The organism is uncultured Roseovarius sp., from assembly GCF_947259555.1.
Lineage (GTDB): Bacteria > Pseudomonadota > Alphaproteobacteria > Rhodobacterales > Rhodobacteraceae > Roseovarius.
In genome coordinates this window covers 1-15,585 of record NZ_CAMYMD010000003.1, presented here as the reverse complement: position 1 = coordinate 15,585, position 15,585 = coordinate 1, and the positions used below count along the sequence as shown (strand labels likewise).

Below are 15,585 nucleotides of genomic sequence, written 5' to 3'. Positions count from 1 at the left end.
GTAGGCTTGGGTGGGCGGGTGTCGTGGCGCGCAGCGACACGCGGTCGCCCATGCGGCTCTTGTCAAACGCGCTCAATGATCTTCTCCCCAAACAGGCCCTGCGGCCGAAACACCAGAAAGACGAGCGCCAGCACATAAGCGAACCAGATTTCCGTGGCCCCGCCCAGATAGGGCGCGCCGATGATGAACTCGAACAGCTTTTCGCCAACGCCGATGATCAGCCCGCCGACAATGGCGCCGGGGATCGAGGTAAAGCCGCCCAGCATCAGCACCGGCAACGCCTTGAGCGCGATCAGCGAGAGCGAGAACTGCACCCCCGATTTGGTGCCCCACATGATGCCCGCGACCAGCGCCACGAAGCCCGCCAGCGACCAGACCATCACCCAGATGAACTTGAGCGAGATACCCACCGACAGCGCCGCCTGATGGTCGTCCGCCACCGCGCGCATCGCCCGGCCATGTTTGGAGAACTGCGCGAAGAGCACCAGCGCGATCACCAGCAGCGCCGCCACCAGCGTGGCCCACAGATCGAGATTGTCGATGAAGAAGCCATAGCCGAAGATGTTGTAGGTCACCTCGTCGATGACGCTGTTGATGCCTTGCGGCAGGCCGACATCCAGTTTCTTGATGTCAGAGCCCCACATCATGTCCCCGAACCCTTCGAGGAAATAGGCAAGGCCGATGGTGGCCATAAAGAGGATGATCGGCTCCTGCCCGACAAGATGGCGAAAGATGAACTGATTGACCGCCCAGGCCAGCGCCACCATCACCAGCATGGTCAAGAGGATCGCGGCCAGCGCGGGCACCGTCCATCCGAAGTGATGCACATCGGTGCCGAAGACGGCGTTGATCAGGTGACTGAACGGCACCTGCCCCTCCATGATCCCCACCAGCGTCAGGGCCGCGAACAGCGCCAACACGCCTTGCGCGAAATTGAAGATGCCCGACGCCTTGAAGATCAGCACGAAGCCGAGCGCCACCAGCGCATAGAGCACCCCGGCCATGAGCCCGTTCAGGAACACTTCCATTCCCCAGATAAACTGCTCAGGCATGGCGCAAGCCTCCGTTTTTCGTGTTGTTCTGCGGCACCGACGCAATACCGACGCAATACCGACGTGTTACCGATGTGGAAAAATCAGTCATGCGCCACCCCCAGATAGGCGTCGATCACCGCCTGATTCTGCCGCACCTCGTCGGGCGATCCGTCACCGATCTTCTTGCCGTAATCCATCACGACCACCCGATCGCTGAGGTCCATGACCACGCCCATGTCATGCTCGATGAGGGCAATCGTAGTCCCGAATTCGTCATTCACATCAAGGATAAAGCGGCTCATGTCCTCCTTTTCCTCGACGTTCATCCCCGCCATCGGCTCGTCCAGCAGCAGGATCGACGGCTCCGCCGCCAGCGCCCGCGCCAGCTCCACCCGCTTCTTGAGACCGTAAGGCAACCGCCCCACCGGGGTCTTGCGGATATGCTGAATTTCCAGAAAATCTATTATCTTTTCAACGACTTCTCGGTTTTCGACCTCTTCGCGTTCGGCCTTACCTTTCCAGATCGCCTGTGACAGCAACCCCGCGTTCATCTGCCGGATACGGCCCGTCATCACGTTGTCGAGCACCGTCATCCCCTCAAACAGCGCGATGTTCTGAAAGGTCCGCGCGATGCCCTGCTGCGCCACTTCGTAGGGCTTCATCGTCGGACGCTTCGCCCCCTTGTACCAGACCTCACCCTCCTGAGGATGGTAAAAGCCGCTGATCACGTTGAGCATCGAGGATTTGCCAGCTCCGTTGGGCCCGATAATGGCGCGGATCTCGCCCTCGCGGATATCGAAACTGATATCCTGGATCGCCACCACACCACCGAAGCGCAGCGTGATGTTTCTCATCTCCATCACCACCGCACCGATCTTGCGACCGTCCTCGGTGGTGTATCCGTCAGGTGTCATATCGTTCATTCCGCCGCCACCTTTGCTGTCTCGACCGGCACCACCGCCGCATCGCGGATCTGGAGCGTGGCGCTGATCGCGCCCTTGCGCCCGTCCTCATACGTGACCTCGGTCGTGGTATAAATCTCACTCGAGCCATCATAGAGCGCGCCCAGAAGATCCTCGAATTTCTCGGAAATCACGCCCCGGCGCACCTTGCGCGTGCGGGTCATCTCGCCGTCATCGGCATCGAGTTCCTTGTGCAGCACGAGGAAGCGGTGCACCTGGCAATGGCTCAGCATCGGGTCATCGGCGAGGCTGCGATTGACCTCCTCCACATGGCTCTGGATCATGTCGAGCACACGCGGATTTCCGGCCAATTCCTGGTAAGAGGCATAGCCGATATTGTTGCGCTCCGCCCAGTTGCCGACCGCCGTCAGGTCGATATTGATGAAGGCGCTGCACTGCTCGCGCTGATGCCCGAACACCACGGCCTCAAGGATGTTGGGATAGAACTTGAGCTTGTTCTCCACGTATTTCGGCGCGAACATCTGCCCGTCGGCCATCTTGCCCACATCCTTGGCGCGGTCGATGATCCGCAGGTGGCCGGAGCCATCCTCGAAAAAGCCAGCATCGCCAGTGGCGACCCAACCCTCTGAATCTTTGGTCTTTTTGGTGCTCTCGTCGTTCTTGTAATAATACTCGAACGTCCCCGGCCCGCGATAAAACACCTCGCCGGTGTCGCTGATGCGGATCTCCACCCCCGGCGCGGGCACACCCACGGTGTCGGAACGCACCTCGCCATCGGGTTGCAGGGTGATGAACACGCTGGCCTCTGTCTGGCCGTAGAGCTGTTTCAGGTTGATGCCGAGCGAGCGGTAGAAATCAAAGATTTCCGGCCCGATCGCCTCGCCCGCCGTATAGCCGACCCGTACCCGGCCAAGCCCGAGCGTATCCTTGAGCGGGCCATAGATGAACAGGTTGCCAAGCGTGTATTTCAGCCGGTCCATTCCGCTCACCGGCTTGCCGTCAAGGATCGCCGGCCCGACCCGACGCGCATGCGCCATGAAGCGATCAAACAGCCATTTCTTCAGCCGCCCCGCATCCTCCATCCGGATCATCACATTGGTCAGCTGCGTCTCGAACACCCGCGGCGGGGCGAAATAATAGGTCGGCCCGATCTCGCGCAGGTCGGTCTGCATGGTCTCGGGGCTCTCGGGGCAATTGACGCAGAACCCGCACCAATAGGCCTGCCCGATGGAAAAGATGAAATCGCCGACCCATGCCATCGGCAGATAGGCGAGCACCTCTTCGTCGCGGGTCAGCTTGTCGAACTCCGAGGACGATTTTGACGCCTCGATGATGTTGCGATTGCTCAGTACCACGCCCTTGGGCTTGCCGGTGGTGCCCGAAGTGTAGAGCATCACACAGACGCTGTCATAGGTCAGCTTTTCACGCCGCGCCTTGAGGTCTTCGATCCATTCGTAATGCGCCGCGCGGCCCTGTTCCTGTATGTCGATGAAGCGGTGCAGCTTGTGATGGTCATATTTGCGCAGGCCCCGAGGGTCCACATAGATCATGTGCTCAAGCTGGTGCAGCCCCTCCTGCACCTCGATCAGCTTGTCGACCTGCTCCTGATCCTGGACGATGGCAAAGCGGGCGCCGCAATGGTCCATCACATAGGCCATCTCGTCGGCGGCGGCGTCCTGATAGAGCGGCACGGGGATCGCCCCCACCGATTGCGCGGCGACCATCGACCAGTAGAAATGCGGCCGGTTGCGCCCGATGATGGCGATGAAATCCCCCTCGTTCACGCCAAGATTGATGAGGCCGAGCGCAAGCGCCTCGATCTCTTTCTCGGCCTCGGCCCAGGTCCAGCATTGCCATATGCCGTATTCCTTTTCGCGGTAGGCGGGTTTATCGCCAAATCGCGTGGCGTTACGTTGCAAGAGCGCCGGAACGGAATCCATCCCGTCCGTCGCCTGTGACGGCTGTGCCAAGTTTTATCCTCCCAATTGTCCGCGTGAACGGACCTCCGACCGCCTTGGGGCGATTCTCCTCTCCTCAAAGGGTGCGGGAAACATGCTCGCCGTCAACTTTTTCCTGAACATTTCGTAAACCTTACGAATTGTAACAGCCGCATATACAGTCTTTGCCACCGCCCTCTCCGGTGCTAGCCAAGGATCAGGAGGAAAGATGAATGAGCCCCAACCACGCCGATCGTGACGCCATGACCATGGCCGGGCTGAACCTCATTCAGCAGGCGCTCACCATTTATGACCGCGATCTGCGGCTTGCCGTCTGCAACCGGCGCTTTCAGGAAATGTTCGCCCTGCCCGATCGGCTGGTAACGCCGGGGGCCGATTTTTCAGATACGATCCGCTATCTCGCGACACGCGGCGATTACGGCGATGTCGGTGATGTCAACGACTTCGTCGCCACCCGGGTCGAGATCGCCCGCGCCTTCGAGCCGCATTACATGGAACGCACCCGCGCCAATGGCCGCACAATCAGCGTCGAGGGCACGCCGCTGCCGCAGGGCGGGTGGGTCACGGTCTATACCGACATCACCCGCACCAAGCGGCAAGAGGCGCTGCTACGCGCACGCTCCGAAGAGTTGTCGGATCAGTTGCTGAGCTATTCCGAGGATCTCTCGGCCGCCAACCGAGAGCTTGAGGCGACGATCACCGCGCTCGAAGAGGCCAAGCGTCAGATATCCGAAGCCGAGGCCCGCACCCGTCTGACCGCCGAGATGATGCCCGCGCACATCGCGCATGTTGGCCCCGACCGCTGCTACACCTATTCCAACCGGCGGCTGACCTCGGTCATGCCCGGCTCGCGCACCGATCTAATCGGGGGGCACGCGGCTGACGTTCTGGGACCGCAACCCTGGTCGATCATCAGACCCGAGCTTGAAAAGGCCTATGCCGGCGAACCGTCGGTCTTCGAGTTCACCCACGAGCCAAGCTCGCGCCGCATCCGCGTGGCGCTGACCCCCGATCATTCCAGCGGCGGCGTCTATATCCTGTCGATGGACATCACCGAAGAAAGCCAGACCCGCGCCGCCCTGCAACAGACCAAACGGCGCGAGATGGCGGCGCAGCTGACCAGCGGATTGGCGCATGATTTCTCGAACCTGCTGACGATCATCCTCGGCATGCAGTCGCGGCTTGGCCGGATGGGCCTGCCCGAGGAGGCGCGCGAACTGATAGACGCCACGCTTGCCGCCGCCCGACGCGGCGGCGGATTGCTGGGCCGCATCGCCGACATGACCGGACCGCGCGAGCATGAGCCGGTGCCGACCGATCTCACGGCCTTTCTGAGCGATCTGGAGACGCTGGCGCGCTCGGCCCTGCCCGCGGGCGTCGCGCTGCAAATCAAACGCGAGCTGACCGAGGCCCGCTATCTGCTCGATGCGGGCATGTTGCAGGACTCATTGCTCAATCTCATCCTGAACGCGCGTGATGCCTGTGGCAGCAGCGGCGGGATCACCCTGACCGCGCGGGCGTTGCAGGACATCTGGCTCGAATTCGTGCTCGACGATACCGGCCCCGGCTTCAGCCCCGAGGCGATCCGCCACGCGCTCGACCCGTTCTTCACCACCAAGGGCGGAGAGGGTTCGGGGCTGGGCCTGTCGATGGTCTATGACATGACCAAACTGGCGGGCGGGCGCATCATCCTGGGCAATACCGACACCGGCGGGCGCGTGGCCTTGCACCTGCCGCTGCGCCCTGCGGGCGACGCGCGTCCTCCCGGCCTCGTGCTGCTGGTCGAGGACAGCCCCGACCTGCGCTCGGCCTTGCGCGACATGCTGCGCGGCGCGGGTCACACCGTGATCGAGGCGACCAGCGTGGAGGAGGCGACGACGCTCATCGCCGACCTGCCCGAGATTTCCGCCGTGCTGTCGGATATCGTGCTGGAGGGCGACCGCACCGGGCTCGATCTGGCCGACGTGCCACGCGCGCCCGATTGCCCGCTTGTCCTGATGACCTCGCTGCCGCCCGACGACCCGCTGCACCGCGCCGCCGCCGCGCGCGTGCCGGTGCTGCGCAAACCCTTCACCGCCGCCCAGCTTGATGCCGCGCTCACGGCCGGAGACCGCCAATGACAGCCCCACTTGTCACCATTCTCGACGACGAACCGGCGATCCGGACGATGCTGGCCGATGCGCTGACCGAGGCCGGGTTTCGCACCATGGCCTTTGGCCGCGCCACCGAGTTCGAGGCCGCCCTGCGGCAGGCCAATCCCGATGTCTGCCTGGTCGATCTCTCGCTGCCCGACCGCGACGGGCTGACCCTCGTGCATCGTCTCGCACTCGAACAAGGCGCCACGGTGATCATCATCTCAGGCAGAGCACAGGTGCAGGACCGGGTGACCGGGCTGGAACTGGGGGCCGACGACTATATCATCAAACCGTTCGACCCGGCCGAGGTCGTGGCCCGCATCCGCGCCCGCCTGCGCCGCGGCACACCCAGCCCCCAGACCGGCGAGGTGGCGCGCTTCAACGGCTGGACCGCCCATTTCGACCGCTACGTGCTCGAGGACGAGAGCGGTACGGAAACCCCGTTTTCGCATGCCGAGGGCGAGGTGCTGCGGCTGTTTCTCGAACGCCCCAAGCGGCTGATTTCCCGGCATGCGATGCAGGAGGCGCTTGGCGGGGCAGCGGGCGAAAGCTTTGACCGCGCCATGGACGTGCGCATCTCGCGCCTGCGCACCAAGCTGCGCGAAGACCCCAAGAACCCGCGCCTGATCAAGACGATCTACGGCGCGGGGTATATTTTTCTGGGGGATGTCAGCTGGGCATGATCCCCCTCACGGATCGCTCCCCTCCATGATCCGGTTGGCGAAGCCGTGGTTGGTGTCGCGGTGATGCGCCTCGTCGGCACGTACGCGGATCACCACCTCACGCAGCCGGGCCTCCTCGGGCAGGCCCCAGTAGTCGATGGCGATCCGCGGGGCGGGCACGTTTTCCTGCATCCCCGCATCGATCTCGTCCAGATATTCCGTGTAGCTGACCACCGCTTCTTCCTCCAGATAGCCGACGATGCGATGCGCGATGCGCGGGGCGAACAGGTAAGTGAAGAAGAACACGTTGTAGAACACGGCCTGCGCCACCATGATGAGCAGCCGCTCGCCCCATGTCGGCTGCGCGACATGGATGAAGGTCATCAGGTGCATGCGCTCGTTCTCGGCCTCGTCGAGCAGATCGCGGATCCAGCCCTGGTCGTCGCGGATATGGCGCACCGCCTTGAGATGCCGCAACAGGCCGCCGACCATACCCGGCACCGCCGCCACCGTTTCCAGCACCACGGCGCGGTGCCCGTAGCGCTCGGCAAAGAACGCGTCGGCAAAGACGCGCATAGTCTTGACCACGCGCAACGCGATCCTGTCGCGGATGTCGCGCGGCGTGTGATGGGTGTCGGGACTCTCAGCTTCGTCGCGGTCGCGCTGCGGCTCACGTGCCATGTCGCCCTCCATCTTGTTCTGGTCGACAGATGGGAACGAAGGATGATTTTTGAATGCCGGCCAGGCGCGATCGGCATCCTTCCGCCGGTCACACCGGACGGTGACGGCCTTACCCCCCGACCCGCGCCGCCGCCGCCGCCAGCACCTCCAGCCCGGCGACCAGATCGGCCTCGGCGGTGTCCTCGGCAAAGGCGTGGCTGATCCCGTCGATCGAGGGCACGAACAGCATCGCCGCAGGCATCAGACGCGAGACATTGGTCGCATCATGCAGCGCGCCCGACTGCATCTGCCGCCAGCGGCCCGGCGCCACAGCCTCGGCACTATCGCAAAGCGCCGCACGAAGCCGCCCATCCATCGGCACCGGCTGCAGCCCCAGCATGTCGCCGAAACTCAGGCCAAGCCCCATGTCCTCCGCCACCTCTGCGGCGGTGTCGCGAATGATCTCCTCCATCCGGCGCAGCCGGTCCGCGTCGCCGTCACGCCACTGCATGGAAAATACTGCCTGCCCCGGCACGATGGAATGCGCGTCGGGGTGCAGCCGCACATGCCCGATGGTCCAGACCGTCTGCGGCGTCACCACGTTGCGGAACCGCTCATTGATCAGGCTGTTGAACCGCGCCACCCCCTGAAAGGCGTCGCGCCGCAGGTGCATCGGGGTGGTGCCCGCGTGGTTCTGCTGGCCCTCCAGCGTGATCCGCATGTCGCGAATGCCGACGATATCGGTGACGACCCCCACCGCCTCGCCCGCCTGTTCGAGCCACGGGCCCTGCTCGATATGCATTTCCAGAAAGCCGGTGAAGCGGGCAGGGTCGATGAACTCGCCCGCCAGGTGCGCCATGCCCGCGCGCGCCTCGGCAAAACTCACGCCCTCGCGGTCGGTCTGCCGGTCGGCCTCCTCAAGGCTCAGGTTGCCGGACCAGATCGCGCTGCCGGTGGTGACGCCAAAACGCCCCTCCTCATCCTGAAACGACACGACTGAGACGGGCGGCCCATCCGCCTCGACACTCGCGCGGGCAATCTCCAGCCCGGCGATGACGCCGAGCGCCCCGTCGAGCCAGCCACCCTCGGGCTGACTATCGCTGTGACTGCCGATCAGCAGCGATTTACCCTCGGCCAGCCCAAACAGACTGCCCACCGGGTCGAACTGCGGAGTAAGGCCCGCCGCGCGCATCTCTTCGGCCAGCCATTCCCGTGCGGCAATATCGGGCGCGCTGAAGGCCGGGCGCACCACGCCTTTGCCCACGCCAGCCGCGCCAAATTCGCGCAGGCGGTGCAGATCGGCTAGAAATCGCTCGGGGTTAACTGTGACCATCGCCTCTCTCCCTGCCAGACGCACGCAGCGTACATTCCTGTCAGGTCAGTGCAACGCCTTTCACTCCGGAACTGTATTCGCCGATGATAGATCAATTGATCCAGCCACAAGCCTTGTTGGGTCAGCTATGCCGGTGCGCCCGTTAGTGCAGCCGGCGGTCAGGACCGCGCGGCTCACTACGCTCCGGATCGACCTCCTGATAGTCAGCATCGACCACATCGTCACCCGCCGGCGGCGGGCGCCCACCCATCTCGAAGCGCTGCACATGCACCCTGCGACGGATCTGCTCGAAGACAACCCGGCGCACAGGCGGCATCAAGAGCGCAAAGCCAAGACCATCTGTGAAAAACCCCGGCGTCAGCAAAAGAGCACCGGCGAAAAGGATCATGGCCCCATGCGCCAATGGCTCGGACGGATCGTCAAGCTCTGAGAACGAACGCCGCAGGTTCGACATTGCGACCGCCCCCTGCATCCGCAACAACCACGTGCCAATCACAGCGGTCAGGACCACGATGGCCAGAGTTGGCCACAGGCCAATAGCTCCCCCGACCTGGATGAAGAGCGCGATTTCGATCAGCGGCACGGCGATGAACGCCAGAAAAAGCCACATGCGTGACCCTCCTTTGTTTTATGACCCTTAAGGTGGACTCGGCCATTCCTCTCACCTACATAAGAACAAGTGACGACGCTTGCCATGCCCCGCACAACAAGAGGTGCCCATGAATTCGCCGATTTTGCAGTTACTGGTTCTTGCCGGTATCGCCATTTTTCTGATTTTACGGCTGAAAAGCGTATTGGGCACGCGCGACGGGTTTGAAGGCCCACCGCGTGGCCAGACCGCGCCGGACACCAGCCGCCGCCGTGAATTTGAAGTGATCGAAGGCGGGCCGGATCACGACATCATCGATCACGTGCCCGAAGACTCTGACGCTGCGGGTGCGCTCGCGGACATGAAGAGGATCGAGCCGGATTTCAGCGTCACAGGCTTTTTGCAAGGCGCGCGTGGTGCGTATGAGATGATCCTAATGGCGTTCGAACGCGGCAAGCTAGATGAGGTGATGCCCTTCATGGACCGCGATGTGTACGAAGCTTTCGCTCAGGTTGTGGACGACCGTGAGAAACAAGGGCTGACCATCGAAGCCGAGTTCGTAGGTGTCCGGGATCTGGCTCTGGTCGATGCGAGGCTCGATCCGCAAACCAAAAGCGCCGAGATTGATGTGCGCTGCGTCGGTGAGCTGATTTCGGTGGTTCGAGACGCCGAGGGCGAAATAGTTGAAGGCGCGCCCGGGCAAACCAAAAGACAAAAGGACATCTGGACCTATGAGCGTATCATGGGATCGGACGACCCCAACTGGCGGCTCGTCGCAACGGGCGAATGACCCAGGCGCTGTGGCGGATCATCCTGTGGTTGGGCCTATGGTGCGCCGCACCGGCCCTTTCACAGGATGTGACCCACAAAATCCTCGGCTTTGACGACTTGCAGGGGTGGGCAGAAGACGATCATGACGCGGCGCTCGCGGTATTTCTCAACACATGCCCCGACATGAAAGACCCTGATTGGGGCGCACTGTGTGCCCTCGCACAGCAAGAACCCGACGCGCGTGCCTTCTTCGAGTTGTTTTTTCGACCGGTAATGATCTCTGAAGGCAAGACAGCCCTTTTCACAGGTTATTTTGAACCGGAACTGAGCGGTGCACTCCAGCCGAGTGGCCGCTATCGCTATCCGGTCTACCGCGAGCCGCCCGAGGCAAAGGCGTCTAACCCTTGGCTGACGCGTCGGCAGATCGAAACAACAGATATGATGAAGGGTCGCGGGCTGGAGATCGCATGGGTCGATGATCCGGTCGAATTGTTCTTCCTGCAAATCCAGGGATCGGGGCGGATTCGACTGGGAAATGGCGACGTGATCCGGGTTGGCTATGGCGGGGCCAACGGCCATCCCTATCGCTCGATCGGCGTCGAACTCGTCCGGCGCGGGGTTTACAAGGCACATCAGGTCTCGGCCGAAGTGATCAAGAACTGGGTGCGTCGCAACCCGCAAGAGGGGCGCGAGCTCTTGTTTCACAACCCGTCTTACGTGTTCTTTCGGCGGCTCGACCGCTTGCCCGCGGAACGTGGACCGCTTGGCGCGATGAACCGTTCCGTGACCGAGGGGCGGACGATTGCGGTCGATCCGGCCTTTGTACCGCTCGGTGCGCCGGTCTGGATCGAGAAAGCAGGCAAGGCGCCGATTCATCGCCTGATGGTCGCACAGGACACCGGATCTGCCATCAAGGGCGCACAGCGCGCCGATATCTTCTTTGGCACCGGCGATGCGGCAGGGCGCGCTGCGGGGCGGTTGCGCGATCCGGGGCGCATGGTGGTGCTCATGCCCATTCAACGCGCCTATGCCATGCTCCCGGAGCAAGAGCCATGAGCCGCCGACGAGTCCGCCCCGACGAATTCGAGCTCTGGCAGCAGGTGGCGCGTACGACGCAACGCATGCGGCCGGAGTCCCCGCGCCGCGAAGCAAAGGACAAGCCGGAGCCCCTGATCCGAAACCCGCGAAATGCGCTCGCACCTCCACGTATCGAGGATTTCAGGGTCGGTCAGGGACAGGCGAGGCCCGCTGATGACGTCCTGCCCAGTATTGCCGAGCGTGTTGCGGCAGCACCGGTCAGTATGGACAAAAAGGCGTTTCAGCGCCTCAAGAGGGGTAAGCTGGTACCAGAAGCCAAGCTCGACCTCCACGGCATGACCATGGCGCGCGCGCATCCGGCATTGACCGGCTTCATCCTGCGTTCCTACGCCGAGGGCTTGCGGCTGGTTTTGGTGGTCACTGGTAAAGGCAAAGACAGGGACACGGGCGGCCCTATTCCGGTGCGCAACGGCGTGCTGCGCCACAACGTGCCGCAATGGCTTCGTATGGCACCGCTCGGCCCACTGGTCCTGCAGATCAGCGAGGCGCATCTGAAACACGGCGGCGGCGGGGCTTATTACATCTACCTACGGCGTCAGCGATAGCTGCGGACGGGCGCGGGTCACGCCGATGGCCATCATCACGCTGGTGAAGACAAAATAACCCGCGATCAGCAGAAACTGCGCCTCGATCCCGAGGCCGAGGTCGATACCCAGCCCCGTCAGCCCCGGCCCGATGGCCGAGCCGAAGACCATGATCGCCGCCGCCATCGCCTTGATGCTGCCCATATGCGCGGTGCCGTAGAATTCGGCCCAGAACGCGTTGGGCAGGGTGCTGTTCGCCCCGGTTGTGAGCGCCAGAAAGACAAAGCCGAGGATCAGCATCGCCGGCCCTTCGGAAAACGCAAAGAGAGTGAAGGCCACGACCATCGGCAACTGCATGAACGGCAAGAGCCTCGCCGTGCCCAAACGGTCGAGCGCCCAGCCCGAGAGCACCATCGACCCGATCCCCACCACCGTATAGAGCGGGAACATCGCCACCAGCTCGACATGGGAAATCGCTTTGATTTCCGCGATATGCACCTGGTGAAAGAAGAATGCTGTGTTGAAGGCCGAGGGCCCCAGAAGCGCCGGGATCATGAACCAGAACAGGAAATGCCGCAGCGTCTGGCCCCTCGTCCAATGCCGCCCGTCCATGCCGAGCGACTGGCTGGTCTGGGCCCAGCTTTGCGGTGTGCGTTCGCGGCGGAGGAGCAGGAGGAGGAGCGGAATGCCGATCAGGGCCATTACCGCGGCGGCCACCCAAAGCACCCGCCAGTCATGGACTATCAGCAATGAGACGAAGATCAGGGGCAGCAAAGACTCCCCCACCGCGTTGCCTAAGGTCGCGATAGATAAGGCTTTTCCCCGGCTGGCGATGAACCAGCGGGCCATGGCGACTACGGCTAGGTGGCTCATCATGCCTTGGCCGGTGAAGCGGAGGGCGAAGATGACGAGGGGGAGGAGCCACCAGACCGGGTTTACCGCCATGAAGAGGCAGGCGCCGGTCATCAGGAGGAGCACGATGGGGGCCAGCACGCGGACGCGGAAATGGTCGGTGAGGCCCCCGGCCCAGACCATCACCAGCGCCGAGGCGGTGGTGCCGAGGGTGTAAATTCCGCCCCATTCTCCGTGACTTAGCCCGAAACCCGCACGGATTTCACCGGCGAAGACCGAGATGAAATAGGTCTGCCCGAAACTGCTGAGAAAGGTCAGCAACACCCCGGCGGTGAGCCAGGGCGCGTTGTCGCGGAGGAATGCGAGAATCGGCATGTCCCCTTCCTTGCGTGAAACGGGGGGAGAGAAAAGCGGTTTTCGCGCGGGCAGTCCCCGCGTCGGTATTCTGTCGGTATTGCGTCGGTGTCGAAAACTGCGCCCTCAATCGCCCTCAGGCGGGCACCGGCGCGGCGATTTCGTCGAGCCAGAGCACCCCGTCGCGATAGCCGCCCCGGATGAGCCGCCCCGGTTGGGCGACCTCGGGATATTCCCCGGCCCAATCGCGGTAGCGGTCATTGGTGACGATGGGGGCACCCACGTCGCGCGCGGCGGTCAGCAGGTAGCTGTCGGCAATCGTGCCCTTGGGCACGACCATCACCCAATCCTCGGCCAGCCCCAGATACCCGGCCATGGCGTCATCGTGCTTGTACTTGCCGGTCAGCAGATAGCCCGCATTGGCGTCAAAGATGACCCCCGGCGCAAAGCCCAGGCCGCGCAGATGCCCGATGACCTCGCGCAGCGTGGCGATCTGCGGGGTGTTGTCCTTCCAGTGCATGACGTTGGAGCCGTCGATCAGGATACGGTTCGGCTCTGCCTCGGGCGCGGGCGGGGCCTTGATCCGGGCGACGAGGGCGCGCAGCAGCACCACGAGGGCGGCGATGGCGCAGGGCCCGGCAAGCAGGATGAAATCGCCATAGCCGGGCAGGACCAGTGCCACGGCGACACCGACAAGAGACAGGAACAGAAGCAGGACCGGAACAACCATGAGAGGTGTTTAGCGCGGGTTGCGCGGAGGGGGAAGCGCGGGATTTGGTCAAGTGGAGGGAATTGCACCCCGCCGGGTCTCTAACCCGTCATCCCCGCGCAGGCGGGGATCTCGTGAGGTGGGTGAGACGTGGAATAGAGATTCCCGCTTTCGCGGGAATGACGGGGGTGGTGGGTATAATACCAACGCTACGCTGGTTGCCTTGACGCAGCCGAACGTCAAGCGAATTCATTCAGAGTAAGCGGCGGTAAAAATCAGATGACACTGCTTGATAACCATCGTTAGAACTAGCACTAAATGCACAGTAAATGATATTACTACAGAACTAAGAAATATGCTTGCGGCTTCTGAAATGGCAAAGACTAACAAGATGCTTAACAGCAGTACTGCCGTCATTATCAAATAAGAGATGTTAGCGTTTATGTCTTTGAATGCCAACTTTAGGTCGGAAATTCTCTCGGCCGCATCGGCTTCCACAGACGCTCTCAAAACCAAATCGTCCTCTTCCGGCTCGACTCTTGATTTCTGTAAATCTGTCAAATTTCTAAAAATAGAAAAAGCAGAAATTTGAGCTCCAAAAAGAAGCGCTGAAAAAATAGCGTAAACCGAGATTAGAGACGAGAATTGCTCGTCCGGAATTTGCACGTCAAAAGCGTGAGCAGCTACCCCAACGCCCAGTGGAGCAATGTAGAAAGGCACGATAACAGTCATAGTCTGCAAGCCCGATAGATCTCGCACTAAGCCATCCCAAAAGTCTCGCAAAATACAGCCTATGTTGAGTCGGCCGTTCATCCGAGAATTTTCGCAAAATCAGCAATATGACGTGATGTTTCCTTAGAAACACTACCGAAAGAGGGGTGCTTGTTGGCGTCCAGCAAAACATCATCCGTCAAATCTATGACGCCAGCAGTGCTGGAAACGCCCAGCACACCGATCTTCTTAAATGAAGACCCAACTTTTACACTTGCGAAAGCGCCAGAAAACGCCAGGTCGCCAATTTCCAAGTGGTCGCCAATTTTATTGCCAAGATCTTTCAACTTGCCAAAGTTGCCCCTCCCTCTGGCTTTTAGGGAAAGTTCCACATCCATTTTTGTATCTGCATCCGTTGGTCGTAAAGCCCTATCAACAATATTTTGGCTAGAGTTTTTCTTAACTAACTGAACAGAACGGACAACTTTATTGCCATACAATTTAGCATCGTTCGGCATTAATTTCGACATTGTCAATCGCCAATCTGGATGCATCATCTCGTAAGTATTTACCAGTGCGCGATTCACGATGTCGACGCAGGAACTTCCACCAAATGACTGGAGGCCAATAAGGCCATAAGATTTGCCTGCAGCGAACCAGAACCTATAATACAATGGGATCGTGTCGGCTTGATCTACCGTACGGATATGCTCGACCACGCCGGACTTCCGATCCTCTACTTCCGATCCGTATCCGTATTTTCCATATTTCAGCAATCCGTGAGCGCTGTTCTTAAAGTCACTACTTGGTTCAAATCGAACAACCTTCGATGCCCCATCATCCAAAGGTTTTTTTGAAAAATTAGCACAACAGTTTCGAATAAAGACAAGAATATCCGCCGGGCCTTTGTCGGCCGCCAGTATTTGAGCTTTGTTGTTGTGATAAACTTGGACTTTATATACTCGCAGGCCGATCTGCATACTAGACCTTTCTAAACAACATTCTCTTGGCTGACCCTGTAACCCATGGCAACTTAAGGCAAGTTCTTTTAGGTTCCAAATACGAAGATGCCGTCAACTTCCGCGCGCCGACGTCGTGGGTTCTGAGACGATATGCCCAGCATTTGCAGTAAACTTACAACGAGCAGCGGTTCTCTGATCGCGGTTGTGTCAAGGGCGTTAGGTTTGTTGTCCGCCGGGGTCGTGGTTCTCTCCGAAGTCAGGCGATGCTGCTTCATGATGGCGTCCGGGGCTGATCGTCTGGAATGTCATT

The 15,585-nt window shown here is 61.2% G+C and carries 15 protein-coding genes; 5 read left to right on the top strand and 10 right to left on the bottom strand.

Translation table 11 applies throughout. From position 1 onward, the window contains the following. Window positions 1–62: 62 nt before the first annotated feature. From Q0X85_RS00525 to Q0X85_RS00515, 3 genes are all read right to left on the bottom strand, one after another. A complete protein-coding gene (locus Q0X85_RS00525) occupies window positions 63–1,052 on the bottom strand; it encodes a branched-chain amino acid ABC transporter permease (RefSeq protein WP_297767567.1) in 990 nt (329 codons plus the stop codon). An 83-nt stretch (window positions 1,053–1,135) separates the two neighbouring features. Then, window positions 1,136–1,957 carry an ABC transporter ATP-binding protein gene (locus Q0X85_RS00520; protein WP_297767564.1) on the bottom strand — a complete coding sequence of 274 codons (822 nt, stop codon included), beginning with the start codon at window positions 1,955–1,957 and terminating at the stop codon, window positions 1,136–1,138. Further along, window positions 1,954–3,897, bottom strand: a complete 1,944-nt coding sequence (locus Q0X85_RS00515; RefSeq protein WP_297767596.1) for an AMP-binding protein — start codon at window positions 3,895–3,897, stop codon at window positions 1,954–1,956. Before Q0X85_RS00515 ends, Q0X85_RS00520 begins: the two co-directional genes overlap by 4 nt. Before the next feature lie 230 nt (window positions 3,898–4,127). On the opposite strand from Q0X85_RS00515, the gene Q0X85_RS00510 reads away from it, so the two are divergent. Further along, on the top strand, window positions 4,128–6,035 hold the full coding sequence (locus Q0X85_RS00510; RefSeq protein WP_297767562.1) for a PAS-domain containing protein: 1,908 nt from the start codon (window positions 4,128–4,130) through the stop codon (window positions 6,033–6,035). After that, window positions 6,032–6,733, top strand: a complete 702-nt coding sequence (locus tag Q0X85_RS00505; protein ID WP_297767559.1) for a response regulator transcription factor — start codon at window positions 6,032–6,034, stop codon at window positions 6,731–6,733. Before Q0X85_RS00510 ends, Q0X85_RS00505 begins: the two co-directional genes overlap by 4 nt. A gap of 6 nt (window positions 6,734–6,739) precedes the next feature. Here Q0X85_RS00505 and Q0X85_RS00500 read toward each other — a convergent pair whose 3' ends face one another. From Q0X85_RS00500 to Q0X85_RS00490, 3 genes are all read right to left on the bottom strand, one after another. Continuing rightward, on the bottom strand, window positions 6,740–7,393 hold the full coding sequence (locus Q0X85_RS00500) for an alternative oxidase (protein ID WP_297767556.1): 654 nt from the start codon (window positions 7,391–7,393) through the stop codon (window positions 6,740–6,742). Between the two features lie 109 nt (window positions 7,394–7,502). After that, entirely contained in the window at window positions 7,503–8,705 is a 1,203-nt protein-coding gene (locus tag Q0X85_RS00495) for a Zn-dependent hydrolase (protein WP_297767553.1), read from the bottom strand. 142 nt (window positions 8,706–8,847) lie between these two features. Next, window positions 8,848–9,315: an FxsA family protein gene (locus tag Q0X85_RS00490; protein ID WP_297767550.1), complete on the bottom strand. Its 468-nt coding sequence runs from the start codon at window positions 9,313–9,315 to the stop codon at window positions 8,848–8,850. A 109-nt stretch (window positions 9,316–9,424) separates the two neighbouring features. On the opposite strand from Q0X85_RS00490, the gene Q0X85_RS00485 reads away from it, so the two are divergent. The 3 genes from Q0X85_RS00485 to Q0X85_RS00475 are packed head-to-tail and all read left to right on the top strand — an operon-like array spanning window position 9,425 to window position 11,708. Then, complete coding sequence (locus Q0X85_RS00485) at window positions 9,425–10,084, top strand: Tim44/TimA family putative adaptor protein (protein ID WP_297767547.1); 660 nt, start codon at window positions 9,425–9,427, stop codon at window positions 10,082–10,084. Then, window positions 10,081–11,121, top strand: coding sequence for a murein transglycosylase A (locus Q0X85_RS00480; protein ID WP_297767544.1), 1,041 nt, complete (start codon window positions 10,081–10,083; stop codon window positions 11,119–11,121). Before Q0X85_RS00485 ends, Q0X85_RS00480 begins: the two co-directional genes overlap by 4 nt. Next, window positions 11,118–11,708: a Smr/MutS family protein gene (locus tag Q0X85_RS00475; RefSeq protein ID WP_297767542.1), complete on the top strand. Its 591-nt coding sequence runs from the start codon at window positions 11,118–11,120 to the stop codon at window positions 11,706–11,708. The genes Q0X85_RS00480 and Q0X85_RS00475 overlap by 4 nt, the downstream gene beginning before the upstream one ends. On the opposite strand, the gene Q0X85_RS00470 is transcribed toward Q0X85_RS00475, so the two are convergent. The 4 genes from Q0X85_RS00470 to Q0X85_RS00455 form a co-directional block, all read right to left on the bottom strand. Next, a complete protein-coding gene (locus tag Q0X85_RS00470; RefSeq protein ID WP_297767539.1) occupies window positions 11,691–12,914 on the bottom strand; it encodes an MFS transporter in 1,224 nt (407 codons plus the stop codon). The genes Q0X85_RS00475 and Q0X85_RS00470 overlap by 18 nt on opposite strands. Before the next feature lie 115 nt (window positions 12,915–13,029). Beyond that, window positions 13,030–13,623 (bottom strand): hypothetical protein, encoded by a 594-nt coding sequence (locus Q0X85_RS00465; protein ID WP_297767537.1) that lies wholly within the window; start codon window positions 13,621–13,623, stop codon window positions 13,030–13,032. Between the two features lie 228 nt (window positions 13,624–13,851). Further along, window positions 13,852–14,334: a hypothetical protein gene (locus Q0X85_RS00460; protein ID WP_297767535.1), complete on the bottom strand. Its 483-nt coding sequence runs from the start codon at window positions 14,332–14,334 to the stop codon at window positions 13,852–13,854. Window positions 14,335–14,411: 77 nt separating this feature from the next. After that, complete coding sequence (locus Q0X85_RS00455; RefSeq protein ID WP_297767532.1) at window positions 14,412–15,293, bottom strand: hypothetical protein; 882 nt, start codon at window positions 15,291–15,293, stop codon at window positions 14,412–14,414. Window positions 15,294–15,585: the final 292 nt, after the last annotated feature.